Origin of the sequence: Pantoea sp. GM01 (genome assembly GCF_000282675.1) — a bacterium.
In the GTDB taxonomy this organism is placed as follows: Bacteria; Pseudomonadota; Gammaproteobacteria; order Enterobacterales; family Enterobacteriaceae; genus Pantoea; species Pantoea nemavictus.
Genome location: NZ_AKIU01000045.1, coordinates 37,228 through 63,394, shown reverse-complemented (window position 1 = coordinate 63,394; position 26,167 = coordinate 37,228). Strand labels below are relative to the sequence as shown.

Below are 26,167 nucleotides of genomic sequence, written 5' to 3'. Positions count from 1 at the left end.
AATTTAACCCTTTTGAGATAGCACTATTCCATTTCAAGTGAATCTATTTTCACTTCAAGCTCAATGCTGGTCGTGTAACCATTCTCCGCGCTCAGCCCGTGCGTAAGGGTCGTGATAATCCACTCACCCGCATCAATCTGCTGTTTGAACCCGCTGACCTTCACCGGCATTTCGGTGTAGAGATCGGCCCGGCCACGTGCCAGCTGAATAGAGAACGTTGCCACACCGCGCTGCAGCCGTTCCCACTGCATTTTTGCGGCGCGCTCGGCGTTGGCCCGGTTCGCATAGGTGCGGCTCAGCACCAGGACGTTTTCATCCGTGCCGATCAGATAGTCGCCCTGCTTCGCCTCCGGCTCCTTCTTCTGCGCAGCTGGCTTGCGGCGCTTACGCTTCACCGTGGCTTCCGGTTTTTTATCCGGCTCGCGGGTGTGCAGCCAGCTCGCGATCACGCCGGTGTAGGCGTCCCGGTCAGCCAGGGTAAAGCGATGGCCATCGCCGTCTTTACGCACGAGGGTGATGGCGGGCAGCACTTTGCCGCTGGCCGTTTTGCCCTGCCCCTGCCGGATAAACAGCAGGTTGCCGTCCTTGATGCACGCCACCGCCCCGCACTGTTTCGCCAGGCGCATTAAAAAGCTGGCGTCTGACTCGTTGGTCTGGTCGATGTGATCGAGCGACATTTTCGCCACGTCGTCGCCTATCGCCGTTTTGAGCTTGTGGCGCCCGGCAATCTCTTTCACCACCTCGCCGACGCTGGTCTGGTGCCACGACTTCTCGCGCTTGGTGTTCAGCGTCTGGCGGAAGTCCGCGCTGCGCGCGCGCAGGGTCAGCCGGTCCGGCGTGCCGCTGTGCTCGATTTCGTCCACGGTGTAGGTGCCTTTCGGAAAAAGCGCCTCCCCTTTCCAGCCCAGCGCCAGCGACAGCTCAACGCCCCGGCGCGGCATCAGCAGCTGCCCGTCCGCGTCGTCCAGCTCAATGTCCAGCTGGTCCGCCTCAAAGCCGCGGTTATCGGTCAGCGTCAGGCTGATGAGCCGCTGCTCAATTTTCTGTGTAACATCCGCCCCGGCAAGCGTCAGCCTGAAGGCGGGCGCGTTCGCCTGCCCGTTAATCCAGCTGCCCGCCATCATGAGAACAGCCCGCCCACTGCCGCGCCCACTTTACCGGCCGCGCCCTGCATGGCCGACAGCTGATCGCTGAGGCTGCCGAACATTTCACCCAGCGATTCATCGGTGCGCTTCAGCGTGAGCGTGAACTCAATCCGCCGGCACACGCCGTTGCTGAAGAACTCTGCCTTGGTCTGGCTCAGGCTCTCGATCACGAACATGCCGTAAATCGTGCCGCTGCCCTCAATCAGCGGCCACGCGCGCCCCAGCTCGGCAATCTGCTCCAGCGCGAACAGCGACAGCCTGCCGCCGGTGATTTCCGGCAGCAGCACGCCCGACAGCGTAATGGTGTCGTTGTCCGGGCCAAGGAACTGCAGCGCCGGGCGCACGCCCACGCGGCTATTCGACGGGAAGCGCCAGCTGCGCTGGAGCTGCAGCTCCTGATACGGCACCGTCTTGAGCATGAAAACAAACAGGCCCAGCGTCATCATCATTATTCAAACCCTCCACGGTCACGGTAGCTGCTGCGGGCGCGGGACTGCGCCTGCCGCTCTTTTGCTTCCAGCCTGCGCATCACTTCGTCCACCACGTCCTGCGCGTTCTGGCCCGGCTGCTGCACGATAGTGATAGGCGCGTGAATGCTTACGGGCGCGGCGCTTGTGCCGGACTGCTGGCGCGGCGCGTCCTGCCGGTACGCCTGCGCGGGCAGGCTCAGCGGGTGCAGCGGCTTCGCCTCCGCCGTTCCGGCAGATATGCCGAGCGTCATCGCCGCCATGGCTGCCAGCTGCGCGGTGCGTTTCCGGCTCGTCACGCTCACCGGCCCGCCCACGATTTCCGGCCCGTTTTCACCCACGACGCCAAACTGGCCCGCCGGAATGTTGCCGCCGGTGTCGTACATGCCCGCAAACGCCGGGAAGCCGCCCGCTGGCAGTTTCACCCCGCCCGCGCTGACGCTGGCCGCCTGCGGTGCCTGCGGCAGCTTCGTGCCAGCCGACGCCTTGCTGACGAGGCCGAACTTGTCCAGGAGATCGTTGAGACCGGCCTTAAGTGAGTCAAGCGGGTGCATCACCATGTTCAGCCCGTCGGCAAGCCACTGCCCGAACTGCCTGCCCATTTCGGCGGCGTTCTTCAGCTCGTCGGCGGTGGAATGTACCGGCGTCAGCAGGTCTTTAAACCAGCCGAAAAGCGCCTGTACCTTATCGCCTATCCACTGAAAAACCGGCTGCAGCGGTGAAAACGCCTCGCTGATGGGACCGGCGGCGGCCCTGAAGCCGTCCACCACACCGCCTAAAAATGCCTTAATCGGCGCCCAGTATTTCCAGATAACCAGCGCCACCCCGGCAAGCGCCGCCACGGCAAGCCCGACGGGACTCAGCAGCGCGCCGAGCGCCCAGATTACGCCGGTCAGCACCGTGCGCAGCAGCGCCAGCGGCGACTTCACCAGCCACATCAGCGCGCCACCGGCACCGCGCACCGAGGCGGCCAGCGGCGCAAGGGCGGCACCGGCCAGCCCGCGTACCTGCGCGCCCAGCGCCCGCACACCGGCCATCGGATTACGGAAGGAGGCAACCAGCGTCTGCCCGGCGTCCTGCGCCTTCTCCTTAATTTTCTCCAGCGCCCCCTCGCGGAAGGCGTTGAGAATGCCGCCGCCCTCGTCGTCATCGTCACCGCCGCGCAGGGACGCCAGCGCGTCGCGGATTTTCTCCAGCCAGTTCACCGATTCCCCGGCCTCGCCGCCGCTGAACAGTGAGAACAGCTTTTTGATGCCGTCGCCGGACGACGCCAGACCGGGTGCCAGTTTTGCGAATGCCTTGCCCAGCCCGCCCAGCAGCGGCGAGAGCGTCGCCAGCCCCTTCAGGCCGAGCATGTTTAATCCGAAGCGCAGCATCAGCATCGGTCCCAGCACGGCGGCCATGCCCACGGCAAGCGTGCCGAGCGCCAGCGTAACCGTTGCCACCACGGCGGCGATTTTCATCAGCCTGCCGACCAGCTCCGGGTTCGACTCCACCCAGCGGCGCATGGTGCCGGTGACGCGCTTCACCGCGTCCATGATTTCCATCAGCGGCGTGCGCAGCGTGTCGCCGAGGCTGCTCAGCGTGTTGGCCGCGCCGGTTTTCACCAGCAGCCACTGCGCGGACAGCGAGTCCTTGTTGATGTCGGACTCTTTCTGCATGGAGCCGCTGGCCGCGTTGCCCTGCGTCAGCAGCAGCTGGCGTCGCAGCTCCGGCATGTTGTTGGCGAGCTTCGCCGCGTCCTTGCCGAACTCCTTGCCAAATACCATGGTCATTGCGGTAAGACGCTTGTCGGCGGGCAGGTTGTTCACCTTTTCCAGCACGCGCTGAATGGTGCCCATCGCGTCGGTAGTCATCTGCTTCTCAATCTGTTTCGGATCGAGCTTCAGCAGCGCCATGCCGCCCATAAAGGACTTGCCCTGCATGGTGGCAACGGAGAGTTCGCGCACCATGGCGTTCGCCGCGCTGGCGGCGGTTTCCGCCGTCGCGCCAAGGCTCAGGAACGTGGAGCCGAGCGCGGCGGCCTTGCGGTAGTCCAGCCTGTCCGCCACGCCGCCCATGCGCTGCAGCACGTCGATAATGTCCGATCCCTTGGACATCGCGTTGTCGTCCAGGTAGTTCAGCGCGTCGCCCAGCTGCTCGATGTTGCGCGTGGGGATTTTGTAGAGCTGCGCAATCTTGCCCAGCCCCTCGGCCAGCTCACCGGCGGGCAACTCAAACGCGGTGGACGCCTTCGCCGCCGTGGTGGCAAACGCCAGCAGGTCGCGCTTCTGGTCCTCGTAGGAATCGTTCTGGTTGGTCACGCCCATGCGCGCCCCGCCCTCGACCAGCGCGGCGTAGTCAATCGCGCCGTTGTCCATCGGCAGCTGCTCGCTGGCGGCCTTGATGGCGGCCTGCATGTCGTAGAACTGAGCCGTTCGGTTGCCGTCGTTGTCGCGCAGGCCGTTAACCTGCTTCGCCACGCCCTTCATGGCGTCTTCCATGTCCGCCGACGCCTTCACGGCGGCCATCACCGGCGCGCCCATCGCCAGCCCGGCGACGGTGGTCGCCGCACCGGCACCGGCAATTTTATCGCGCACCTCCAGCGATCGGGCGTGGCGCTCCCGCACCGCGTTGAGCTTCGCCTGCTGCTCGCCGAGCCGCTTGAGCGACTTTTGCTGGCGGTCAATCGCCGCGCGCGCCTCGTCCGCGCGGCCCTTCAGGTCGCGCTGTGCCTGACTCAGCTTTTTGGTATCAATGCCGGACTCGGTGAGCGCCGCGCGCTGGCGCTGCACCGAACCCAGCAGGCCGTTATAGCTCTGCTGCAGCTCGCGCACGCGGTTCTTCGCCTGCTCCAGCACCCTCGCCTGCGCGGCGGTGGGCCGGTTAGTTGCGCTGAACTGCGTCGCCAGCTTTGCCGCCTCTTCGCGCGCGCCCTTAAGATTGTTTGCGGTGATGGCAAGCTGCGAGCGGGCTTTGCGGAAGCCGTCGATGCGCGCGGCCTGCGCGTCTAAATCTTTCAGGCTGGCGCGCGCGGTGCGCAGTGAATCGGCCAGCTCGCGGGTGCTGGCCTTTGCAGAACGGAAGGGGCGGGTCAGTTTGTCTACCGCGTTAAGAACAACCTGCAGGCGCAAGTCTTTATCACTCATCGCTGGTCCCGTGTCGCATTATCGCCTTATGCCGCCATTCCAGTACCTCGGTCAGCGTCATGAACTCGGTAACGGACGGAGGCCAGTGAAAGACGGTGGCGATGTCCGCCACCAGATCGTCAACCGTCAGGCCGTCGCTAAATCCGACAGCACCGACTTCTTCAGTAAAAAAGTGACCACCTCAACCGACAGGCTCACCAGATCGGCGGGGTCCATCTCGGTGATTTCCTGCACGGTCAGCGCCGGGGTGGTGACGCGTGGCAGCACGGTGATCATCGCGTTGACGTCCATGTCCATCAGCGCCTGCAGGCGCGTGCCGCGCAGCGCGCCGGACTGCGGCTTGCGCACGATGACGCTCTTAATCTCGGTTTTCCCGCGCAGGATCGGGGTGTCCAGCTCAACGGTTTTTTCGGTAGTTTTGTCGGTCATGATGATGTCTCGCTAAAAGGGTAAAGGCGGCAGGGTTTGCCCTGCCGGATTAATTACAGGCCGAGCGCGTTGCGGTGCGCTTCCATCAGGTCCGTGCCGTCCACGATGTGAACCATATTCACCAGGTCAATCTCGTAGAGCACTTCGCCGTTAATGGTCAGCTTCGCGTAGCTGTTGGTGCCCGACACTTTGGTGGTGCTGGATTCGCCGGTCTTCCACTCGCCGGAGTCCAGCTCCTTGTGGCGGCCACGCGTCACCAGCTCCACCGCCTGCACCTCGCCGGTGTCGTCGCGCTGAATGGAGCCGGTAAAGCGCAGCTGCACGCCGTCCACGGTCAGGGTGCCCATCTGCCTGAACAGCAGCGCCTCAACGCCGCCGCAGGTAAATTCCGTGTCCAGCGCGCCGTCGTCCAGGCCCATGTCGATGTCCACCGCACCGGCCATGCCGCCGCCGCGATACTTTTCGAACTTGCGGGTGATTTTTGGCAGCGTCACGGACTCAATCAGCCCCTGCCAGTTGTTGCCTGCGTTGAACAGGTTCAGGTGCTTGAGCTTGCGGGGTAATGCCATGATTCAGTCTCCTTATGCGCTGACGCGGCTGGCGAAATCGACCAGGTACTGATCGGTGATGCGCTGGCGCAGTAGCAGGTTTTCCAGCGGGGGCACCGGCGTGTAGTCATAGTCAATCAGCAGCTTGCCCGCCTTGAGCGTGTCCTTGTCGTTCACGCTCTCGTCCAGCCAGCAGTCCGCGCCGATGAGATAGCCCTGGCTCACGAGGCTGCGCAGCTTGGCGCGGATGCCCTCGATAATGTCGCGGGCCAGCGACGGGTTCAGCGGGCCGTCCACCGCCCACATGTGCGCCTCGGCCATGGTGTCGGCCAGCACCTGAGCGGTGCGGGTGTAGCACTCAAACGCAAACAGCGGGTCATCGCTCAGGCAGCGCGAACCCCAGAAGCGGAAGCCGTCTTTACGAATAAGCGTGGTGATGTCGTTCTGGTTCAGCAGGCCGGAGTCGGTAGCCGGATCCTGCAGGTCCCAGAACACGTCTTTTGAGATGCCGGTAACGCCGTTCACGCCGACGTTCGACAGGGATTTGTGCCAGCCGGTCTGCTCGTCGATTTTGGCGCGCAGGCCGAGCGCGCGGGCGGTGGCGAAGGCCGTCGCGTCCGCTTTCAGCACGGCGTCAAAGTTGATGAAGTCAGGCCAGATGAGCATGCCCTCGCGCTGGCTGAAGTTCGCGCGGTAGGCAATCGCCTCCTCCACGCTCTTACAGCCGTACGCCGACAGGTAGGCAAAGCCGCGCAGGCTCTGCGCCACGCTCAGCAGCTCGGTTGCAACGGCCTGCGTGTCGTGCCCCGGCACGCCGAGGATGCGTGGCTTGACGCCGCACACCGCCTGCGCGGCCAGCAATGCCTTCATGCCGGTGCGCTGGCCGTCGGTCACGCCGCCGATGATGTTGGCGGTGGTTTCGGCTTCCGTTTCGCCCTGCGGCACGCGCACCACGACGGTGACGGGTTTGGTCTGGTCGGCGATGGCATCCAGCGAGCGGGCCAGCGTGCCGGACTCGCCCGCCTTGCCGCTGGCGGTTAGGACGTCGGTCAGCAGTACCGGACGGTTAAGCGGGAACGTGGCCGCGTCGGCGTCGTCGCCGGTGCAGACCAGCCCGACAATCGCCGTGCTGATGGTGGTAATGGTTCGGGTGCCCTCGTTGATTTCCTCAACGCGCACGCCGTGGTGATAATCCTGTGCCATATGGCGGTTCTCCTGTGAAGGGGTTCCGCTATGGTGAAAGGTAGCGCGCGCGGGCGCATCCTGTGGGCGTTGTACGGCGGATGACACAAAAGAAACAGGCCCGAATCGGGCCTGTTTCTTACTCTGGCACCTGAGGCCAGTTGATGTCCGGGGCATAACTTACGTCAAGTGCCTGCAGCGAGTCGATATAATCAAGCCAGGCGTTCAGGCTCACTTTCTCTTCATCACTGATACGTCCAAGGAGTAATTTTGTCTGCCAGAGGCTGATAGTTTTCCCGGCAGAATCGATCAATGTGGATTTGTACAATTCCGTTTTTTTAATTATTTCCTCTCTGGTTAAAACCACTTCACGGCAGGCGGGAGGAAACACCGCAAAGTCAATCTGAAGCCCCATTTTCTGGTTCTTCTCAAGTAAATCATCATAAGTATTTTTGTCGATTACCAGTGAGTCATCAGGGATGATGTCATTAACACCTTCGATGAAAAAACCACGCTCACCTGCCGAGCTGTAAATCTTCATAACTGCCCCCTCGAAATGGCCATAAAATAGGTCGCACCTGAAGCACCATCTATAAACACGGTTCCCGTCCCCTGTCGCAGCGCGTGCAAATGAAATGACGTTGCCGTCAGAGCCTGCCCTGCAATAATCTGACCGCTTCCCGGAGTGGGATCGGTGTCCATGGCTATAACGGTGTAACCACTGTCACCCATAGCAACCGGCAGGGTAAAAGTACTGCCGCCGCCCTGAACAGTGACGTTGCCATGCTGGATGATGAGTCCGCCGGGAAACTTGAACCAGGAAATTTCCCCGGCCCGCCCTGATGCAAACGAATTCATATCGGGCACCTGATTTGCGCCCGTTCCTACTGCCCGTTTCGCCGCATCGCCCAGCCCCAGATTCCGCAAAAAAGCCGCCACGTCGGCGATATCGCTGCCGTTCTTCGCAATGTCCATCTTCCCGGCCAGTGCATTGGTCATGGTAGTGGCAAAGTTCGGATCGTTGCCGAGCGCGTCGGCCAACTCCTTCAGGGTATCAAGCGCCGCCGGTGACGATGCCACCAGTGAAGCAATCGCCGCTTTCACAAACGCCGTGGTCGCCAGCTGCGTGTTGTTCACCGTCTGCGCCGCCGTCGGTGCCGTTGGCGTGCCGGTCAGCGCGGGGCTTGCAAGCGGTGCCTTCAGCGCCAGCGCACTAGCGGTGGTGGTGGCAAAGTTCGGATCGTTATTGATGGCCGCCGCCAGCTCTTTGAATGTGTCCAGCGTACCCGGCGCGCCGGAGGTCAGCACCTGAAGCGCCGCCACCACAAAAGCGGTGCTGGCAATCTGCTGCGAGTTATTGCCCGCTGCCGCCGTTGGCGTTTTCGGCGTGCCGGTGAGCGTCGGGCTTTCCTTTGGTGCGTACTGCGTATGCGGGTCGGTTGCGGCGAGGTGCTTCGCCATCAGGTCGTCCACGTACACCTTCAGCTCCAGCACCTTGTCATCAACGTATTTACGCGTCGCCAGCACCACCGCCGGGTCGATTTTTAGCGTGATGGTGTCGGTGCTGCTGGTAATCAGCACCATGCGCACGGTTTGTGTGCGCCCGCTGCCCTCGGCCAGCTGCGGCTTGTAGCTCTCCGGGCAGTTGCCCACGGCAATCAGCGCGCCCGTGTCGTCGAACAGGCCGACCTCACGGATCCACCACCCGCCCTCGGTTTCCGGGATAACCTGCTCGGCGATAATCTGACTGCTGTTCTGCGGGTCGATATACAGCATGTTCAGGTCAGCGCGGCGCTTCTCCGCAATCAGCTTCGTCTGCTGCGCGCTCGGCGTGGGCAGCACGCCGCCGCCGTCGCCCACGGCCATCTGCGTGATTTTCAGCGGCACGCCGAGGGCGGCAGCGCTGGCAAGCTTTGCCGCGCCGATGTCCGTCAGCAGGGTGTAGAATTTTGCGCTCATGGGTTCACTCTCACTGTGTCAATAATGTGCAGCGCCCCGCCGTCGTACGCGGTGCCGCCGGAAATAATGGTTTCGTTGATGTAGGGATAAACCGTGATTTCTTCGCCGATGTAGGTGCCTGCGCCGACAAAATACGGGCCGCTGGTCTGCAGGTTGATGGACATCCCGACCAGATGGCGGCTGCAGGGCTTGGCATCGCTGATTAGCCGCTCCAGCTCCTGATAGGTTTCCTCCGTAATCCCCTCGTCCTGCACGCCGATGTCCAGGCGAAACGTGCCGGGTGCCTCCCCGTTCTTCCACCACTCAATCACGCGGATCAGAAACCCGAACGGCTCCACCACGCGCCGGATCGCGCTGATGGTGCCCTTGTGCTGATGGATGTAAAACGCGTCCTTCACCACCTTACGCTTCACGCTTTCCGACCAGCTTTCGTCCCAGCGGTCCACCGAAAACGCCCAGGCGAGATAGGGAAGGAAACTTTCCGGGCAGCTGTCCGGGTTCCACAGGTCGCGCAGCGGCACGTTCAGGCCGGAGATTCCGCCGCACGCCTGCGCCAGACGGCGCTCAAGCGCGGATGATCCGGGCGGTAAGAGGCTGTTACTCATGCCATCACCCCGTCATCCGCCACGCTGATGTCCGTGCCGGTGCAGTTGCCCGCCTGGGTACGGTCCATGATGATGTCCTCAGCCGGTTCGGTGATGTCCACCCAGTCCACACCGGCCACGCGCATCACCGCCCCGTAGGACTCACGGCGCACGCTGCGCCCCAGCTTTTTCTGCTCGATGAGGTAGGCAGCCAGCCGTTCGTTTGCCGCTTCCAGACAGGGCGCGGCGGCCACGCCGTCAAACAGGTGCAGCTTCGCCTGCACGCGGTAGTCGTTGATGGTGGCAGGCTGCACGGTCACGCGGTCCGCCACCGGGCGCACGGTGTCGTCATTCAGCGCTTTGTCCACTGTACTCAGTAAGTCATCGGGGGCCGCGCCGTTGCCCTCGCGGCTCAGCACGGTGACAAGCACCGTCGCCGGTGACGGGCTGATGGCGGACACGTCCTGCACCCGCCCGTCCGCGCTGCGGGCGTGAAACTCGTAGGCCGCCGTCGGACCGGCAACCGATAAGCCCTCAAACGCATCCGGCACGCGCACGCGCAGCGCGTCGTCGGATTCCATCACCGCACCCACCGGTGGCACGGCGTCCGGGTTGGCCGGGGTGACGGTCAGGCGCTGCACGTTGCTGCGCGCGGCCAGCTGGTCGAGGTCGCTGCCGAGCGCGTAAGCCACCATAACGGCCTGCGCCGCCTCGTTGATGCGCTGGCGCAGCAGGATTTCGCGATAAACGCTTTCCTGCAGGCACTTAACGACAGGATCGGACTCCAGCGCCAGCACGCGGCGGATGGCGGCCTGCTCATCCGCCGGATAAAGCGCAATCAGCGCTTCCTTGCGCTCGGCCAGCAGTGTTTCAAAATCCGGCACCTCAATTACTTCCGGTGCGGGCAGCTGCGAAAGGTCAATTACTGCCACTGTTCACCCCCGTTGGAACGGACATTGCGAGCGGTGAGCCGTCGGCGCGCTGGCCGGTCAGCTCAACCACCATGGAGCCATCAAAGGCGGTGGTAATATTCAAAGAGCTGAGGCGGATGCGTGGCTCCCAGCGGCTCAGCGCGGTATAGGCCGCCGCCATCACCTGCAGGCGCACCACGTCGTTCTGCGGCTGGTCAATCAGCACCGACAGCAGCGAGCCGTATTCCCGTCGCCCGATGCGGCTACCTTCCGGTGTGATCAGGATGTCGCGCACGCTCTGGCGGATGTGCTCGGTGTCGTTGATGGCTGCGCCGGTGTCGCGGTTCATGCCGAGATACATCATTGCGGGCCTCCAGATGTGTCGCCGCCAGACTTCACGCCGCCGTGTTTATGCTTATCGACTACCACGCCGTTAGAACTCATATCGCCGCCGCCCTGCGTTACGTCGCCGTTCATCACGGTCTGGCTGTTAATCAGCGTCTGGCTGGCATCAACGCCCAGTTGGTCGGTGATCAGCTGAATCCCGTCGGCGGCCTCAATGCGCACGCTTTTGATGTTCTTAATCAGCAGCTGGCCGGTGTCCGGCTCGTACTGGAACCAGCCGCCGTCGTTGAACACGGTGGTGCTGCCGTTCTCTGAATAATCGGGGGGTGGGAAGGCGTCGGAATAAATGGCCGGCAGCGCAAACGCGGTTTCAAGATTGCCGCCGAGGCTCAGCAGTAGAACCTGCTCGCCGATCGAGGGCTGCCACCACGTGCGGGTATTACCGGCGCGGCAGGTGAGCCAGTTAATCCAGTTGGTTTCAAGGTCGCCCGTTTTCACCCGGCACAGCCAGTTGACCGTGTCCACATCGGACACGGTGCCGGTGCGGATCAGGTTGGTGATGAGGCGCATGATTTCGGTGAATTGTGTATCCATAACGATATGATGTCAGCAAATAATTTCTGAGCTAACTTTTCATATTGTCTGATGAATGATACAAAAATTGCAGGAACATACAGACATATCAGAAGGAGAATTACTTTGAACGTTCAGGCTGATAGCGGATTATTTAGTAAGGAAGGAATAACAATAATCACCTCGGTTTTAAGTGTTGCTATTGTCATCCTAAAATCAATCATAAATCACCTAAACAAACCGATTGAGGGAACTGACAGACTGTTTAAAAAAGCAGGATTACCCAGATGGCTAGTACGTTTCTTCTCTATTCGGGTAAGTATTAAAAAAGTGCCCGAGGTCAGTCATGGAGGTTTAATTGTATTGGGAATAGCTCTGTCTTTTTTTGTTTTCGTTACATGTTTCACATCGTATTTCAATGTAAAACTTTCTAAAGTGCCTGACGGCTTTACCTGGTTAACTTTCAATGCCACAAAAGAGGATTTCATAATCAGTGACAAAAGTGCATCAGAGGTTGCTTTTAGCCCCTCATGGCGCATTACGGTAACAGACTGTGAAAGCGGGAAATCAAAAGAGTTAGTTGATTACGGAAAAATATCTGGACTATTGCATAATTATATCTGTGATGTTCTTACTGACCATATTGATCAGAAACAGATTAAAGATTCAATAGAACAGTTTGGTCGTAATCATGGAAAATTCACGGTTCTATTACTTGCACTGTCATGCTTATCGCTCTGGTTTTTTATCAGCCTTCTCATGACGGGAATTTACACATTGAAAATCAGGAAAATAATATTAAAAGAGCATAAGGATTCTTTCCATTATCTGACTTAGCTAGTTTTCGATAAATATTCGAAAAGGATGTTGTAAACAGATTGCGCACTGTCGGCGGAAAGACCAAGTAAAGGACGTTTGGCATATTTAACCTCAACACCGCGAGGGCTCACGCGGTCCCTCAATCCATAGTGATGAACCCTTGCCAGTCGCCGCACTGCGGGCACAAAGACAATTTCTGCCGTGTCTGATGTTGCCTGCGCTTTCAGGTATTTGGTGGTTTTCAATTTCACAAACATCTTGCGGCGAATCCGGCCCGGCTTGGTCCGGGCGGTGACGCGTCGCGGCTCCCATGCGGTACCGTCTGGACTGCGCTGCAGCGTGATGTTGTTCTGCTGGATGCGCCGCACATCGCGCGCAACTTCGCGCAGCATCTTTGTTCTAGCTGCGGGTTCGAGCTGCGACAGCAGCGCACCCAGCCACTCCTCAACATCATGCAACTCAGCCACGGCGCACCGTCCAGCCTTCCTCTGCATCGTCCGGCGCTTCCGGCTCCGGCACGGCCTCAACCGACATCACGCCGTCGACTTCCTTCACGATCACACGCTCCGTCAGCTTCAGGTTCATGCTGATGTCGCAGCGGTCATTGCCGAGAATGTCCGCTTCAAAGGTGAAAAGCCGCTCGCGCTCGCTGGCGTTCTGCAGGGCGTCCGGCTGGTTGACGCCGAGCCAGAATAAAACGGGCGCCATCAGCAGATTCTGGTCGCCGGTGAAGTCCGTCACCACAACGTTCAGGGTGTAGCGGTACTCCCACGAAATCGACGTGGCGGATGTAGCAACCACCGCGCCATTGTCCACGAACAGGTGCAGGCGATCCGGATTGTCAGCCACGTAGGGTACGGCTTTATTCAGGGCGTTTCGCAAGGACTGCGGCTTGTTCATCGTCTCTATCCTGACAGCTGATGATGGTGTCTACCTTATCGGCGCAGGCCGCCCATGCGGCCTCGGTGTCGTCCAGCTGCGCCAGCAGGTCGCCGTTACGGCGCGGTGCTGCTTCGTCCAGGCGGCACGGGGTGATTCGCGGACAGCCACTCACGGTAAGACTGACCTCCGGTGAGGGCCGGACGCTGGCGCAGCCGGATAACAGGATCAGGCAAATCGGCATCAGCCCAGCGGCGAAGCTCGTCATTTTCACGTTTAAGTTCCTCAATGGTGCGCTGCCGGTCACGCAGCAGCGTGCCGTTCTGCTCGGCGGCGGCATATAGCTGCATCTGCGCCCGGCTGCTGGTCTGCGTCAGAATGTTGAGGGCAAGCAGCTGGCCGTTTTTCTGCGACAGCTTTTTGCCCTGCGCGGCTAAATCCTTCACCTGCGCGTCGATTTTGTTGTGGGCGGTGCTGAGCCTCCACGACTGCACGCCAAGCGCGGCAATCAGAACCAGCACCACCGCCGCCAGCGTGCGCATCATGCTTTCACTCCTTTAAAGCACCACGCCAGCTCGCGCTGACGCCGGTTATCCAGCCCCTGATTGAATACGCCCTTTACGTACACCCAGCGCGGCAGCTGATAGCACGCATCGCGCCAGCGTTCCTGTTTGATGAGCGCCACCATGGTTGAGCCGCAGGCGTTGCCGGTGCCGACGTTAAACGCCAGCGACACCAGCGCGTCGTAGACCGGCTGCGGCATCGAAACCGCAGCACAGCGCGCCAGTGCCGCCTCAACGCGCAACACGTTGGTGATGAAGTTGCCCGCCGCCTGCCGCTCGGTGATGGTCCGGCCCGGTACTACGCCGACGGTGTTACCTATGCCGTCTGTCCACTTGCCCGCGTCGCACAGGTATGGCTTCAGGCGGCAGCCCTCATAATCGGCGATTAGCTTCAGCCCCTCGACGGAGGTGTGCAGCTGCGGGAAACCCGGCAGCGTCGCCGCAATGGCCAGCACCGCGCCAACGGTACAGCGCTTAACGGTTTGCAGATTCATATTCCTCCCGCGTGATGCGCCCGGCGGCCAGCAGCTGATAGGTTTTGCGCTTGTAGTACCAGCTGATGATCGCCATCAGCAGGCCGATTAAAACTCCGGCCACGGTTGAAACGTCTTTCAGCGACATGTCGCCCAGCCATGCCATACCGACAGCAATAAACCAGACGATCCCGGCGCGGATTCTTTCCCACATGATTCAGTCCCAAAGCTGGACGGCCTGCACGGTGGCCGCCGCCGTCACGTCCGGCAGCTCCACCTCCAGCCCGTGCGGTAAAAAGGGGCCGTGCTCCGCCAGCCCCGGATTCGCCTGCAATACCTGCTCCGTCATGCCCTGCGTGCGCCCGTAATGACGCCAGCAGATTTCGTCTACCGTGTCGCCCTGCTGCGCGCGCACCTTCATCAGATAAGCTCGACGGTGCAGTGCGGCGCGTTCTGCACGCGGCTGACGGCCCAGCGCGCGTCGCGCCACAGGTCGCCGGTGGCGTCTTCCAGTTCTTCCCCGCGCTTCGCTGCGGCGGCGGTGGCGTCAAAGTCCTGATAGCGCTCGTTCAGCACCGCGCGCGCCCAGCACCACACCGCATTTTCATAGTGGTGCAGGCGCACGCTGCGCCCGGCCAGCTCTTCCGCTGGCACATTCGCCAGGCTGTTATAGCCGCGCAGCTCCTGACGTTCGCGCCACGGGTACAGCTCCGCGTTGACCTCCGCCATCGCGGTGAGCACCACCTGCTTAAGACGTTGCGGCGTCACGGTGCCGTCAACGCGCATCACGCTGCGAAACGTCGCCAGATCGATGTCCGGCCAGAATGAGTTGTTGGGGATAATTTCCGGCGTTCCCGTCGCCTTTTCCGGCGCTACAAACTGCATGGCCTTGTTTCTCCTGAATAGGTGGGCGGTGGACGGGGTTTTGATGCGGCGCTGCCTGTCGCCACCCCGTGCCGCCCCGCGCGTGGGCACGTCCGGTTATCAGCTGGCGTTGCGGATTTTCCGCTCCAGCTGCTCAATGTCTTTTTTCACCCCGCAGCGATCGTCGAGCTGCATGGCCTGCTGCAGATGGTTCAGCGCGGCAACGGGCTGGCTTTCGCGTAGCACCCAGCCAAGCGACTTGTGCAGGCGCGCGCGCGACTGGTCGGGCATATCCAGATCGCCGATCACGTCGAGCGTTTGCATTAGCAGGTCGGGGTCAAAGTCGGTTTTTGCCATGAGGGCGCTTTTGGCGGCGTCGGCCATTTCCTCGGCCAGCAGCGTCTGCACGTTACGGCTAAAGCCCTGCGGCATCGACCAGCCGTGACGGATAGCGTGGCGGCCAATGGTGAGCGCCCCGGCATAATCACCGGCATCAACGCGCCACAGCATCACGTACATCAGCACGTCATCCTGCTGCGCGCCGTCGGCGGCCAGCACGCCGTCCACCCACGGCACGTATTTCGGCAGCACTTCCACCTTGATTTCGGCCTTCTTCACGGTGGACTGAATACCCTTGAGGCGGCGGCGGTCCTCGCCGAGCTGCATAAGCATCAGCTCGTAGCCGCTGGCGTGGCGAACACTGCCGCCCTGACGGGCGGCCTGTTCAGCCTGGACGCGCTGGCGGTGCTGCCGTGCGGGACTCAGGCTCATGGATTACGCTCCCGCGCCGCTGTCAGCGTTTTCTTTTGCTGGCGGTGGCGGCAGAATTTCGATGTTTTCAACCAGCGCGGCGCAGCGGTAATCCTCAACCACATACGCCTCGTTGACCGATTCGAAGTTTTCAATGCGGTCACGTTTAGGGTTATCGATCAGTGAACGGCGGCGGGATTCTTCCTGCCAGTAAATCGACAGGTTATCCAGGCGGGTGATCAGCACGGCATTGGCCGGGAAGTAAGGCGCGCGCACCGCCTGCAGGCCACCCATGCGTTTCTGACTGATGATAAGGTCGGCGGCCAGCTTGTTGGTGTTGTCCTGCTCGTTGTTAACCAGCGGGAAATACTTGTCCGCCAGCAGCTCGCGCCCGCAGATCACCACCAGTTCGTCGTCGTCCTGGAAAATCGGGTCAATCAGCTCGTTAACCGCGTCCATCACCAGCGCGTCGAGGTTGGCATATGCGCCCCCCACGCCCACCTTCACAGCTTCGGCGGTGGTTTCGCCGTCTTTGGTTACGCTGCCCAGCACATTGTCCGGCGCGTCTTCACGCACCTTCTGCAGCCAGCCCTTATTCACATCCTGCAGCAGCGGGTTGGCGGTGCGGTTGGAGGTTTTTGCGCGGGCAATGCCGTTGAAGCCGATCATGATGCGGTCCAGCGCCTGACGCTTCACGATGGCGTCACGGATGCGTGTCTGGAAGTCCTGGAACTTCGCCCACAGGTCCAGCTTCGCGTAGGTCAGCGCCGTATCAAAGTTTGTCTGCTCGCAACGGTACTCAGCATCCGTCATCACCGTCGGATCGGTTGGTTCACGGTCTTTAGCCGTGGTGTCGGTGGTGCCTGCAATGGTGCTGCCGACGCCAAGACCCAGCAGTTGGCCGGATTGCTCAGGCACGCCGATCACGTTGACCAGCGTCAGGAAGGCCGCCGACTGCTGAATGGTGTCTTCCAGCGTTTGCGCCACTGAAGGCTCAACGTTGAACTTACTTGACAGCTCTTCAACCGGCACGCCGTTAAGTTTTGCCAACTGCATCAGGTAGGCGTTGAATGCAAAACGGGTATTCTTCTTCATGGGGTGTGCTGCTCCTTTAGCAGTTAGTCATGTTCGCGGCTGGCGCATTGCCACCCGGTGCGCGCTGGCGGTAATCGGCACGGCTATCTTCGCGGCCCAGCTGCTGCTTTAGTTCGGTGAAATCGTTCACCTGCGTTTCCAGCAGCGATTCCAGCTGGCTCAGACGATCCACCTGCTCGCTCAACGTCTTGTCGGTGCGGGCGCCGTATTCCTGCTGTTCGGTAGCAACCAGCTCCACCGCCTGATGTACGTCAGAAAATCGTGCGTCGTCGGACAGCTGCTTTTTGCTGAACAGCGCGGTGATACGTGCAAACAGCGCGGGTTTATCTTCCACCTCTTCCAGCTCGATCGCGGTTTCGGTGGCGGCGGTGAACAGGTTTTCCGGGTGCTGTTTACGGTTCGCCAGCGGGTTGTGTTGCGCGCTGGCGCTGAAGGCCAGCATCTCGGTGCCCAGGCTTGCCGGGTCGTCAGTAGCAGCCAGGCCAACCAGATAGGCTTTGCCGGTGTCGGCAAACTTGGTGCTGACCTCCATGGAGGTGAAAAGCTTTTGGCCCTGCTTAACCAGCGCCACAAGTGAATCCGTCGGCAGAATGTCGGCATACAGCGCCAGCTTTCCAGCCAGCGGACCGTCGGTGATTTCCTCCGTCCCCAGCGCGCTGACCGTGCCGTAACGGTTAAAGGTGCTGTCCGGCGAGTACGATTTGATGTGCTCCAGATTGATAGTCGCGGTGTAAACCGCTGGGTTGTAGGCGGCGGCCATCTGCACCAGCCATTCGCGGGAAATTTCGCGTCCGTCCGTGGTGGCACCTTCCACCCCAATACGAAAACGTTTTGCTTTAACTGCCATAGGTCAGGCTCCATTGGGTAAATCGCTTAGAAGCCTTATGTTTGCGGTTCAGAGGGGATCGAAACAACGCGGACACATTGTGCGGCCAGCCACACAATGAGAGACGGCGGAAAAGGGATTGGCGGAGCCGTATTTTGGGGCCATGACAACGACACTCGCCCCCGAAGACCTCGATCCCCGCAGGCAAGCCATGCTGCTGTACTTTCAGGGATACCGCATCGCCCGCATTGCTGAAATGCTGGGAGAGAAACCCGCAACCGTTCACAGCTGGAAGAAGCGCGACAAGTGGGGCGACTACGGCCCGCTTGACCAGATGCAGCTGACCACCGCCGCGCGCTACTGCCAGCTGATAATGAAGGAGACAAAAGAAGGGAGAGACTTCAAGGAGATCGACCTGCTGGCGCGTCAGTCAGAGCGCCATGCCCGCATCGGCAAGTTCAGCAACGGCGGGAACGAGGCGGATCTCAATCCGAACGTAGCAAACCGCAACAGCGGGCCGCGCAAGCCGCCGGAAAAGAACGTGTTTACCGACGAGCAGGTGGAGAAGCTGCAGGAGATTTTCCACGGCTCGATGTTCGGCTACCAGCGCCAGTGGTGGGACGCGGGCAACAAGCACCGCATCCGCAACGTGCTGAAGTCGCGCCAGATTGGTGCCACCTACTACTTTGCCCGCGAGGCGCTGCTGGATGCGCTTACCACCGGGCGTAACCAGATTTTCCTGTCAGCCAGCAAGGCGCAGGCGCACGTCTTCAAGCAGTACATCATTGAGTTCGCCAAAGAGGTGGACGTAGAGCTGAAAGGCGACCCGATGACGCTCAGCAACGGCGCGTGCCTGTACTTCCTCGGCACCAACGCCCGCACCGCGCAGAGCTATCACGGCAATCTGTACCTGGATGAATATTTCTGGATCCCGAAGTTTCAGGAGCTGCGCAAAGTGGCGTCCGGCATGGCACTGCACAAAAAGTGGCGCCAGACCTATTTCTCCACCCCGTCCAGCCTGACGCACAGCGCCTATCCGTTCTGGTCCGGCGGCCTGTTCAACCGGGGCCGCGCCAAGGCTGACCGCGTGGACATCGACCTGTCGCACACGAACCTGTCGCCAGGCCGCTTCTGCGACGACGGCCAATTCCGCCAGATTGTCACCGTTGAGGACGCCGTGCGCGGCGGCTGTAACCTGTTTGACCTCGACCAGCTGCGCCTCGAATACAGCCCGCCGGAATACCAGAACCTGCTGATGTGCGAATTTGTGGACGATCTGGCGTCCGTGTTCCCGCTGCAGCTGCTGCAGAAGTGCATGGTGGACAGCTGGGAAATCTGGAGCGACTTCGAAGCGCTGGCGCTGCGCCCTTTCGGCTGGCGCGAAGTGTGGATCGGTTACGACCCGGCGAAAGGGACGCAGAACGGCGACAGCGCCGGGTGCGTAGTGATCGCCCCGCCTGCCGTTCCGGGCGGTAAGTTCCGCATTCTGGAACGCCACCAGTGGCGCGGCATGGACTTCCGCGCGCAGGCCGAGTCCATCAAAAAGCTGACGCAGCAGTACAACGTGACCTATATCGGCATCGACTCCACCGGCGTTGGCCTCGGCGTGTACGAAAACGTGAAGATGTTTTATCCGGCGGTGAAGGAGTTCGTCTACAACCCTAACGTCAAAAACGCCCTGGTGCTGAAGGCGTTCGACATCATCAGCAGCGGGCGTCTGGAGTTCGACGCCGGGCACCTCGATATCGCGCAGTCATTCATGGCAATCCGCCGCGCCACCACGGCCAGCGGCAACCGCCCGACCTACGAAGCCAGCCGCAGCGAAGAAGCGAGCCACGCCGACCTGGCGTGGGCGACCATGCACGCACTGGCAAACGAACCGCTACAGGGCGAAGCCGCCCACACCGGCAACATTATGGAGATTTTTTAAATGAGCAAACGCAGGAACCGCACGCGCACGCAGCCCGTGCAGCAGCAACAGATGACCGGCGGACCGGCGGCAGAAGCGTTCACCTTTGGCGACCCGGTGCCGGTGCTGGACCGCCGCGAGCTGCTGGACTACGTGGAATGCGTGGTGATGGATAAGTGGTATGAACCGCCGGTGAGCTTTGACGGGCTGGCGCGCACGTTCCGCGCCGCCGTTCATCACAGCTCGCCGATCAACGTGAAGCGCAACATTCTGACCAGCACCTTCATCCCGCATCCGTTGCTGAGCCAGCAGGCGTTTAGCCGCTTCGTGCAGGACTATCTGGTGTTTGGTAATGCCTATCTGGAAAAGCGCACCAACAGGCTCGGCGGCGTGCTGGCGCTTGAGCCGGCACTGGCTAAATTCACGCGACGCGGCACCGATTTAGACACCTACTGGTTTGTGCAGTACGGCATGAACATGCAGCCCTATGAGTTCACTAAAGGCAGCGTTTTTCACCTGATGGAGCCGGATTTAAATCAGGAGGTTTACGGCCTGCCGGAGTATCTTTCGGCGATCCCGTCCACCCTGCTAAACGAGTCGGCAACGCTGTTCCGCCGCAAATATTACCTGAACGGCAGCCACGCCGGTTTCATCATGTACATGACCGACGCCGCACAGAATCAGGAAGACGTGAACAACATCCGCCAGGCAATGAAAAGCGCTAAGGGGCCGGGCAATTTCCGCAACCTGTTCATGTACTCGCCGAACGGGAAGAAGGACGGTATTCAGATCATCCCACTGTCAGAGGTAGCGGCTAAGGATGAGTTTCTGAACATCAAGAACGTGAGCCGTGACGACATGATGGCCGCACATCGTGTGCCGCCGCAGATGATGGGGATTATGCCGAATAATGTTGGGGGGTTTGGTGATGTTGAAAAAGCCAGCCGGGTATTTGTAAGAAACGAATTAATACCATTGCAAAAGAGGTTAGAGGAACTTAATGAATTTATAGGCGAAGAGGTCATTAAGTTCACTCCTTATATTCTAACGTAGGTATTTATGGTGACACCATTAAGGTGTCACTCTTATTTTCTCTAATTGTTTAATCCATTTTTCGTGAAGGTCCTCTAGTTCAAAAGTCCCCTCCCTATCCAACCACTTATTTACTAACGCAATTAATTGAGGCCTTGAATAACGTTTATAGTGTAATGTTGCATTAGCATTGTATTGCTCAACAATATGCTGACCGACTACTGCAAGTTGCCTATGATCTATAGCAATTAAATCTCTGTGCAAATGGTTAACTTCTGAAAACTTACTATCGCCCTCAGAATCGTAATCAATTGCAACACCATTGTCATTTAACCATTGCTCATCCAACCATATTAAATCTACTGTATCTGGAGCAGACATTGTTGTTGCCAATGCGACTACAATTTTTTCAACCTCTTCTGTTGAAAAGTTCATCGAGTCAGAAGACCAGACTGATAAAGTGTTTCCAGAAGTGCGAGTGCATCCAGTTATAGCATCTGCAGTGAAGTTTTCGGGCTGCAAAGTTAAGTTAGGCTCCCATTTTGCAATTGAAATCTTCCTTAATAAGTAACTCATGGAAGGCGCCTCAGATAGTCAATAACAGATCTTTTATAATCATCTAGCCAAGCGATACCGAAATCACGAATCCCTTCAAGATATAGTGCAAGTTGAGAATCACCCCAAGCTTCAGCTGCTCGTAAAGCAGCTTCATTTACATATTTATCTTCATATACTGATGCAGCTAAAATTATTGCATCAGCTCTATCTCTTAGGGCTTCGTAGTCTAAGCAGGATGCAATACAAATAAATTTCCTCAACTCATTAGCATTCTTTTTACGGAATAATTCAAGCCATGTTTTTTGAAAAACATCTCTGAAAACAATAGGGTTTTCTGCAAACATACTTTCAAAATATAGTTGAGTCTTTGTTATTTCACCTTCAACGTAATCATCTGACTTTAATAAAGTCAGTATCATTTTTTGTTTCTTTAAAACAATAGTATCAATAGCTCTTTCCAAGCCATCATTATGATTTAAAAAAACCGAACCAATCGGTGATGAAGTCTGGTTGGTATTAATTTTAATATCATTAACAACTTCTGAGAAAACTTTACTTTCACTTAAAAGCTTTTCAAAGAAGAAACTGTTTTTCCCAGCATCAACGATGCTTGAATTCAAACCTGAAGAGCTTTCAGATAGAAATACTGTTTTATAATTCTTATCCATACCATCCCTTACTTGTCAGTATAACGTGACAAATCACGAATAAGCTTATTGTTATTATCTTGCAATTCCTTAATTACCGACCCGGCGCTAATGAAGTCAAAACGAAGCCCTGTATCTTCAGCGACTGTATTTGTATCAACCTCAAAATTAATAACCTCAGTAGGGTTATTATTATTAATCATTGGAGTCTGAATAAAGCAACGTCTAACTGCGCTACCACTATTAGCCTTCTCTTTACTTTTATCCAAAATAGTATGTTCAACGATTCTATTTTCCCACTCGAATGGATTTGCGTTATGATGGGTAAAAATCTTTTTGTATAGCTGAGAATAGTTTTCTTCACTATCTTTATAAAATGAAGCATTAACAACGGCAAGTCTTGTCGATTTCTTATTTGGGAAAACACTTTGCAATGCCTTAAGTATATTTTCCACTTTATCAACAAATTCTTCACTTGAACCTCCAAGTGAATGAAAAATTATTGCACCGTGAGGAAACTCAACACGAAACTGCTGATCAGGCGATGTCATAATAACCATCTGTCTTTTTTCACCATTGAGTGCATTAAACTCTTGACCAAACATTGGTAACAAAGAAAAACCCGACAATGTATTTAAAAGGGTTGATAACATGGGCGGTGTGGCCGTCACATCAGAATTATTAGTAAAATATGAAACCTGATATGTTTGAAATAACAATTCCATTTTCATTCTCCAATAACACTTTACTAGTGTAGAGTGCAAGAAATAACCTTGAACAAAGTGTATTCGATAATATGCTTACCTTCCAGCACTCTAATGTTCAATTAACAGCATTTATTTGCACTAGATTGGCTGATGGCAGTATAAACCGCTTGCGCGCGCTCGTACCCCCGCCACGCCTGCCCGCTTTATGATGCGGTTTTCATGCACCTGCATGACATAAACGAAAGCCCGCCAGAACTGGCGGGCCGAGGGTAAAGCGATCCTTTTCGGATCATGCGAATTCATGCGGCATAGTCATGCACTCTTCACTCCAGTTTGAAGTCGTCCACAGAAGCGGGTTTTTGGGTGCCAAACCCTTCTGCTAAATCCATAAACTCCATGCCCTGCCGCAAAGAAACGGGATACGGAATCTCAAGCATGAACACGAAGTCGTAGGTTTTGCCAAGCCAGTAGCCCCCGCCACACTCTTTCGGCCGTTGGAAAAATACCCATTCACCTGGCTTGTAGTAAGCGAGCACTTCACCCCGGTAAACGATTTGGAATTTTTCGGGACTTTTAGCCATAACCTAACGCCTCGCATCTCTGATTATGTTCGGACTCACCTTCTCCAGCCTGATTTGTAGTTTCATCCGATCACATCCCGCTACGCGTGACACCTGATAAAACTACTCAGAAGCGTGCATCAAGCGAGAGTATTCGTGGCTTCTGACTTTTCGCATCAGCTCATCGGTCAGTTCAGATACCCACTGAATGGCAAGCTGCTTTTCATCATCCGTGCAATCACTAGCAGCAACAAGTTTCATAAATAAATCAATACGCTGGAGCTTCATTGACTCCAAAAAATAATCCTGCATATTCCCTCCGCACAATGAACAACTGTTTATACGTACAGTATATTATGAGTTTCGAAATGTGAAATGTTTTTTTACCTTCCGTGAGAAATCCTCTGGATTAATCAGATGGTTATCTTTTGTTCCTGGAGTCTGCCGTTTCGGTAAAACAGCCGCATTCGCGCGCCTGCATTTAGGCTGCATCCTCTGGATAGGAGGCTGATTTCCTCCTCATGCCCCTCAAAACCACGAGCTTTTAGTTCCAGCTCTAACCGCCGGCGCTCCGGCCCCGTACAGTTATTGACAGAACTCCAAGGGGCGGCGATGCCGCCAGAAGGGCCAGCCTCCGCTGACGCATCGGCTAATTTGGCAACGGCTTCCCACTTAACCAACCGTGTAAATACTTCAGAATCTTGATAGTGAGGCGAGTAGATACCCTGTACGCGCTGCACGTCTTCCGCGTACTCATTACCCATTTCGGTGATTTCATAGCAGAGGCGGATCACTAAATCATCACGCGCAACCAGCGGGCCGCCCTGCGCCATGGTGTAAGACGCCCAGCAGCTGGCAACAGAAGCAGATGCCAGCACGGCGTCCATCTTCTCGTTTGGTAGACGTGTATCGCCGAGACGGCGCAACTCGCGCCATACAGTGACCGGCGCACCGCCAATCTGCTGAAACTGGCGGATGCGCCAGCGAGATGCCCACGCGCAGACGGCTTTCGCCATGTCACGCATGTTTGAGCCGGTTTCATCATCCTTTTCGCCGTCCATCGCAAAGCCATCGATATTTTTAGAGATGTATTTAGCGATGTAGCCCGTCGCGCTGCCTTTGGTCGGGTCGATAGGTTCAGCGTGGAAACGCGCTTTGCGCGCCTGCGGCGTGGTCAGTTCGTCGGCGTCTTCTTTGCTGGCGTGCTCACGGATGATCTGCTGCACACGCTCGCGATGTTCCGGCAGCATAAACAGCAGCATGTGCCAGTGCGGTGTACCGTCGTGATGAGGCTCCACAACACGGAAGCCGTAAACATGGATTTCATCGCGGGACAACGCGGCACGGATACGCGCCCAAATACGGCAGAGATAGCGCTGCGTATCGCGCGGGCTTGAGCCGTTCCATTTGGTAATGAAACCGCCCTGGCTGTAAACGGAGTGATAACGCGACGGCGCGGTAATTGTATAAAAATCCCCTACGCAGCCGGTTTCGTTGGCGATGTCTTCAAAGCCGCGCATTCTGGTCATCAGCTCACGGCGGCGCATGGCCGGGTTCGCGGTGCTGCGGTTGACCATTTCGTCCATTGCGATACGGTCACCGGTTTCTTTGTTCATCAGGTCGTAGCGTTTGAAGAAATCTCGGTTGCGTTTCTTCTGCTCGATCCATTCCGCCAGCGTGCCGCGTGAAACGTAAGGTGAAGCAGATTTTTGCACCTGCCCAACAGCGATTGCCATGTGCTCGCGCTGGAGATCGCGCATCTGCTTAAGACGGCCGCGCCACCACTCTGGCGCCATCATGCGCAATAAACCCGATTGTGCCTTGCGCAGAGTCAGCTCACCTTTGCAGGCTTTGAACTCCGCCCAATATGGCGGCTGCGTGCCGGTCAATGCGGCCAGCTCAGCAACGTAGCGATACGCAATGCAGGTTACGGTCTGCTCGTCTGCTTCCTGCGGCATAGAGGTTTTATCGACAAACTCAGCCAGGCTAAGCGAAAGATAGGATGCGACCTTATAAGCCAGATCGCGCACGTCCTGCCGGTCAAGCGTGGGCAGACGATCAAGCTGCTTTATGAACGGCAGTTCATATTGAGCGGCTTCATCAAGACGATAGCGACTGCGAACCAGCTGCAGGCGTGGCAATACGTTCTGGCCGATAGTCTGGCGCAGAAACGCATTGGCCCGACGGCGGCCATTATTTGCTGAGAGGATTTTGCTGTAGCGATCAGCAAAGTAACCGGCCAGATAATCCGGCATGTTTTGCAGATACTGACTGCGCCAGTTGTGGTCCTCTGGATTCACGTTCCAGAGACGGCGCTCAGAAAGGGACATATCCGCCGGAGCGGACATGCCGAAGACTTCACGCCGCTGCTGATTTACGGCGTGATATTCACCAGTAAGGAGATCAGGAAGGCTTTCAGACATGCGCGGCCTGAAGTTCAGCCAGCTCTTGCAGTGCTGCCTCTACCAACTCGGCGATGCGGCGGGTTTCCGCTACAAAGCCCGCAGTAGTATTCATCTGCCCACGTAAAACACGGCGACCAATGAAATCAGCAGCCAGATCGCGCATCAAGAGCACTTTCGACTCATACAAGGCCATGGTTTGCGGCACGCGCTGACGGACGCCATCAATCTCAAGCCAGCTGAATTTCTCTAGCACCAACTGTTGCGGCTTGCCCGGCTCACTGGATTTCAACGCGCGCACTGCATAGCGGTCATCAATCTGGACTCTCAAAGCGTGGCCCCTTTGTAATGCACGCTTTTCAATTCGCTGATCTCTTTGCAGGTAACGCACAGCTCGACACCCGGCAATGCGCGGCGCCGCGCTTCGGGAATAGCGGCATCGCATGACAAACAGAAAAACTCACTCGCACCTGCAGGGCGGTGAATAGCCGTTGCCAGATTGCGCGCCAGTTCTTCCTGAACGCGCTGCTGAACCAGATCCATTGAGTCGGCCATTAGTGCAGCTCCCGTGATTGGTTCTCGAAGCGTGCAGATTCTTTGTCCAGCAGTTCGATAATTTCAGCAGCTGACATTTCTTTGTTTCTTGCGTGAATCGCCAATGCAGCCAGGCGAACGGATACGGCAAGCGCATCATCTGATCGCTGTTCACTTTTAGCCTTACTCAGCATCGCGTTCAGTACTTCCGCATCGGCTTCAAAGTTTCGGGTTTCAATATTTCGCATTTATCTTTCTCCATAATTTGGGCAAAAGAA

General features: G+C 57.8%; 36 protein-coding genes. 3 read left to right on the top strand and 33 right to left on the bottom strand.

Going from position 1 to position 26,167, the window contains the following annotated elements; translation table 11 throughout:
• Positions 1-23 precede the first annotated feature (23 nt).
• The 13 genes from PMI17_RS13175 to PMI17_RS13120 form a co-directional block, all read right to left on the bottom strand.
• Positions 24-1,124 (bottom strand): phage late control D family protein, encoded by a 1,101-nt coding sequence (locus tag PMI17_RS13175; RefSeq protein WP_009127637.1) that lies wholly within the window; start codon positions 1,122-1,124, stop codon positions 24-26.
• Complete coding sequence (locus tag PMI17_RS13170; RefSeq protein ID WP_009127635.1) at positions 1,121-1,594, bottom strand: phage tail protein; 474 nt, start codon at positions 1,592-1,594, stop codon at positions 1,121-1,123. The genes PMI17_RS13175 and PMI17_RS13170 overlap by 4 nt, the downstream gene beginning before the upstream one ends.
• Complete coding sequence (locus PMI17_RS13165; protein ID WP_009127633.1) at positions 1,594-4,740, bottom strand: phage tail tape measure protein; 3,147 nt, start codon at positions 4,738-4,740, stop codon at positions 1,594-1,596. The genes PMI17_RS13170 and PMI17_RS13165 overlap by 1 nt, the downstream gene beginning before the upstream one ends.
• On the bottom strand, positions 4,733-4,852 hold the full coding sequence (locus PMI17_RS24880; RefSeq protein ID WP_071531062.1) for a GpE family phage tail protein: 120 nt from the start codon (positions 4,850-4,852) through the stop codon (positions 4,733-4,735). The genes PMI17_RS13165 and PMI17_RS24880 overlap by 8 nt, the downstream gene beginning before the upstream one ends.
• A gap of 14 nt (positions 4,853-4,866) precedes the next feature.
• On the bottom strand, positions 4,867-5,169 hold the full coding sequence (locus PMI17_RS13160; RefSeq protein WP_009127631.1) for a phage tail assembly protein: 303 nt from the start codon (positions 5,167-5,169) through the stop codon (positions 4,867-4,869).
• A gap of 53 nt (positions 5,170-5,222) precedes the next feature.
• Entirely contained in the window at positions 5,223-5,738 is a 516-nt protein-coding gene (locus PMI17_RS13155; RefSeq protein ID WP_009127629.1) for a phage major tail tube protein, read from the bottom strand.
• Between the two features lie 12 nt (positions 5,739-5,750).
• Positions 5,751-6,920 (bottom strand): phage tail sheath protein, encoded by a 1,170-nt coding sequence (locus PMI17_RS13150; protein WP_009127626.1) that lies wholly within the window; start codon positions 6,918-6,920, stop codon positions 5,751-5,753.
• 118 nt (positions 6,921-7,038) lie between these two features.
• Positions 7,039-7,440 carry a tail fiber assembly protein gene (locus PMI17_RS13145; RefSeq protein ID WP_009127625.1) on the bottom strand — a complete coding sequence of 134 codons (402 nt, stop codon included), beginning with the start codon at positions 7,438-7,440 and terminating at the stop codon, positions 7,039-7,041.
• Positions 7,437-8,858 (bottom strand): phage tail protein, encoded by a 1,422-nt coding sequence (locus tag PMI17_RS13140; protein WP_009127623.1) that lies wholly within the window; start codon positions 8,856-8,858, stop codon positions 7,437-7,439. Before PMI17_RS13140 ends, PMI17_RS13145 begins: the two co-directional genes overlap by 4 nt.
• A complete protein-coding gene (locus tag PMI17_RS13135; protein WP_009127621.1) occupies positions 8,855-9,463 on the bottom strand; it encodes a phage tail protein I in 609 nt (202 codons plus the stop codon). Before PMI17_RS13135 ends, PMI17_RS13140 begins: the two co-directional genes overlap by 4 nt.
• Complete coding sequence (locus PMI17_RS13130) at positions 9,460-10,374, bottom strand: baseplate J/gp47 family protein (RefSeq protein WP_009127619.1); 915 nt, start codon at positions 10,372-10,374, stop codon at positions 9,460-9,462. Before PMI17_RS13130 ends, PMI17_RS13135 begins: the two co-directional genes overlap by 4 nt.
• Positions 10,361-10,717, bottom strand: coding sequence for a GPW/gp25 family protein (locus PMI17_RS13125; RefSeq protein ID WP_009127617.1), 357 nt, complete (start codon positions 10,715-10,717; stop codon positions 10,361-10,363). Before PMI17_RS13125 ends, PMI17_RS13130 begins: the two co-directional genes overlap by 14 nt.
• Entirely contained in the window at positions 10,714-11,292 is a 579-nt protein-coding gene (locus PMI17_RS13120) for a phage baseplate assembly protein V (protein ID WP_009127615.1), read from the bottom strand. Before PMI17_RS13120 ends, PMI17_RS13125 begins: the two co-directional genes overlap by 4 nt.
• 105 nt (positions 11,293-11,397) lie before the next feature.
• Between PMI17_RS13120 and PMI17_RS13115 the strand changes: the two genes are divergently transcribed.
• Entirely contained in the window at positions 11,398-12,108 is a 711-nt protein-coding gene (locus PMI17_RS13115; RefSeq protein WP_009127613.1) for a DUF6216 family protein, read from the top strand.
• Here the strand turns inward: PMI17_RS13115 and PMI17_RS13110 are convergent.
• From PMI17_RS13110 to PMI17_RS13065, 11 genes are all read right to left on the bottom strand, one after another.
• Positions 12,105-12,557 carry a phage virion morphogenesis protein gene (locus tag PMI17_RS13110; protein WP_036621186.1) on the bottom strand — a complete coding sequence of 151 codons (453 nt, stop codon included), beginning with the start codon at positions 12,555-12,557 and terminating at the stop codon, positions 12,105-12,107. The two genes, PMI17_RS13115 and PMI17_RS13110, sit on opposite strands and share 4 nt — an antisense overlap.
• A complete protein-coding gene (locus PMI17_RS13105) occupies positions 12,550-12,990 on the bottom strand; it encodes a phage tail protein (RefSeq protein ID WP_009127609.1) in 441 nt (146 codons plus the stop codon). Before PMI17_RS13105 ends, PMI17_RS13110 begins: the two co-directional genes overlap by 8 nt.
• Positions 12,953-13,195 carry an Rz1-like lysis system protein LysC gene (gene lysC / locus PMI17_RS25735; RefSeq protein WP_085982489.1) on the bottom strand — a complete coding sequence of 81 codons (243 nt, stop codon included), beginning with the start codon at positions 13,193-13,195 and terminating at the stop codon, positions 12,953-12,955. Before lysC ends, PMI17_RS13105 begins: the two co-directional genes overlap by 38 nt.
• The gene (lysB, locus tag PMI17_RS13100) at positions 13,086-13,514 is read right to left on the bottom strand and encodes an Rz-like lysis system protein LysB (protein WP_009127605.1); all 429 of its coding nucleotides are present in this window, start codon (positions 13,512-13,514) and stop codon (positions 13,086-13,088) included. Before lysB ends, lysC begins: the two co-directional genes overlap by 110 nt.
• Positions 13,511-14,026, bottom strand: coding sequence for a lysozyme (locus tag PMI17_RS13095; protein ID WP_009127602.1), 516 nt, complete (start codon positions 14,024-14,026; stop codon positions 13,511-13,513). The genes lysB and PMI17_RS13095 overlap by 4 nt, the downstream gene beginning before the upstream one ends.
• Entirely contained in the window at positions 14,007-14,219 is a 213-nt protein-coding gene (locus tag PMI17_RS13090) for an HP1 family phage holin (protein ID WP_009127601.1), read from the bottom strand. Before PMI17_RS13090 ends, PMI17_RS13095 begins: the two co-directional genes overlap by 20 nt.
• A gap of 3 nt (positions 14,220-14,222) precedes the next feature.
• Complete coding sequence (locus tag PMI17_RS13085; RefSeq protein ID WP_009127599.1) at positions 14,223-14,426, bottom strand: tail protein X; 204 nt, start codon at positions 14,424-14,426, stop codon at positions 14,223-14,225.
• Positions 14,426-14,890: a head completion/stabilization protein gene (locus PMI17_RS13080; protein WP_009127597.1), complete on the bottom strand. Its 465-nt coding sequence runs from the start codon at positions 14,888-14,890 to the stop codon at positions 14,426-14,428. The genes PMI17_RS13085 and PMI17_RS13080 overlap by 1 nt, the downstream gene beginning before the upstream one ends.
• Before the next feature lie 99 nt (positions 14,891-14,989).
• On the bottom strand, positions 14,990-15,640 hold the full coding sequence (locus PMI17_RS13075) for a terminase endonuclease subunit (protein ID WP_009127595.1): 651 nt from the start codon (positions 15,638-15,640) through the stop codon (positions 14,990-14,992).
• 3 nt (positions 15,641-15,643) lie between these two features.
• Positions 15,644-16,714, bottom strand: a complete 1,071-nt coding sequence (locus PMI17_RS13070; RefSeq protein ID WP_009127593.1) for a phage major capsid protein, P2 family — start codon at positions 16,712-16,714, stop codon at positions 15,644-15,646.
• Between the two features lie 16 nt (positions 16,715-16,730).
• Positions 16,731-17,561: a GPO family capsid scaffolding protein gene (locus tag PMI17_RS13065; protein WP_009127591.1), complete on the bottom strand. Its 831-nt coding sequence runs from the start codon at positions 17,559-17,561 to the stop codon at positions 16,731-16,733.
• A 142-nt stretch (positions 17,562-17,703) separates the two neighbouring features.
• Between PMI17_RS13065 and PMI17_RS13060 the strand changes: the two genes are divergently transcribed.
• Both PMI17_RS13060 and PMI17_RS13055 read left to right on the top strand, forming a co-directional pair.
• The gene (locus PMI17_RS13060) at positions 17,704-19,470 is read left to right on the top strand and encodes a terminase ATPase subunit family protein (protein WP_036621156.1); all 1,767 of its coding nucleotides are present in this window, start codon (positions 17,704-17,706) and stop codon (positions 19,468-19,470) included.
• Positions 19,471-20,502 (top strand): phage portal protein, encoded by a 1,032-nt coding sequence (locus PMI17_RS13055; RefSeq protein WP_009127587.1) that lies wholly within the window; start codon positions 19,471-19,473, stop codon positions 20,500-20,502.
• 18 nt (positions 20,503-20,520) lie between these two features.
• Here PMI17_RS13055 and PMI17_RS13050 read toward each other — a convergent pair whose 3' ends face one another.
• The 9 genes from PMI17_RS13050 to PMI17_RS13010 all read right to left on the bottom strand — a co-directional run bounded on the left by PMI17_RS13050 (position 20,521) and on the right by PMI17_RS13010 (position 26,137).
• Entirely contained in the window at positions 20,521-21,057 is a 537-nt protein-coding gene (locus PMI17_RS13050; protein WP_009127585.1) for a hypothetical protein, read from the bottom strand.
• Positions 21,054-21,707, bottom strand: a complete 654-nt coding sequence (locus PMI17_RS25165; protein WP_009127583.1) for a hypothetical protein — start codon at positions 21,705-21,707, stop codon at positions 21,054-21,056. Before PMI17_RS25165 ends, PMI17_RS13050 begins: the two co-directional genes overlap by 4 nt.
• Positions 21,708-21,715: 8 nt before the next feature.
• Entirely contained in the window at positions 21,716-22,411 is a 696-nt protein-coding gene (locus PMI17_RS13040; protein WP_009127581.1) for a hypothetical protein, read from the bottom strand.
• Between the two features lie 305 nt (positions 22,412-22,716).
• A complete protein-coding gene (locus tag PMI17_RS13035) occupies positions 22,717-22,974 on the bottom strand; it encodes a hypothetical protein (RefSeq protein ID WP_009127579.1) in 258 nt (85 codons plus the stop codon).
• Positions 22,975-23,076: 102 nt separating this feature from the next.
• On the bottom strand, positions 23,077-23,265 hold the full coding sequence (locus tag PMI17_RS13030) for a hypothetical protein (protein WP_009127577.1): 189 nt from the start codon (positions 23,263-23,265) through the stop codon (positions 23,077-23,079).
• A 101-nt stretch (positions 23,266-23,366) separates the two neighbouring features.
• On the bottom strand, positions 23,367-25,376 hold the full coding sequence (locus PMI17_RS13025; protein WP_009127574.1) for a replication endonuclease: 2,010 nt from the start codon (positions 25,374-25,376) through the stop codon (positions 23,367-23,369).
• Positions 25,369-25,686, bottom strand: a complete 318-nt coding sequence (locus tag PMI17_RS13020; protein ID WP_009127572.1) for a DUF5405 family protein — start codon at positions 25,684-25,686, stop codon at positions 25,369-25,371. The genes PMI17_RS13025 and PMI17_RS13020 overlap by 8 nt, the downstream gene beginning before the upstream one ends.
• Positions 25,683-25,910, bottom strand: a complete 228-nt coding sequence (locus PMI17_RS13015) for a TraR/DksA family transcriptional regulator (RefSeq protein ID WP_009127570.1) — start codon at positions 25,908-25,910, stop codon at positions 25,683-25,685. The genes PMI17_RS13020 and PMI17_RS13015 overlap by 4 nt, the downstream gene beginning before the upstream one ends.
• Positions 25,910-26,137, bottom strand: coding sequence for a DUF2732 family protein (locus PMI17_RS13010; RefSeq protein WP_009127567.1), 228 nt, complete (start codon positions 26,135-26,137; stop codon positions 25,910-25,912). The genes PMI17_RS13015 and PMI17_RS13010 overlap by 1 nt, the downstream gene beginning before the upstream one ends.
• Positions 26,138-26,167 lie beyond the last annotated feature (30 nt).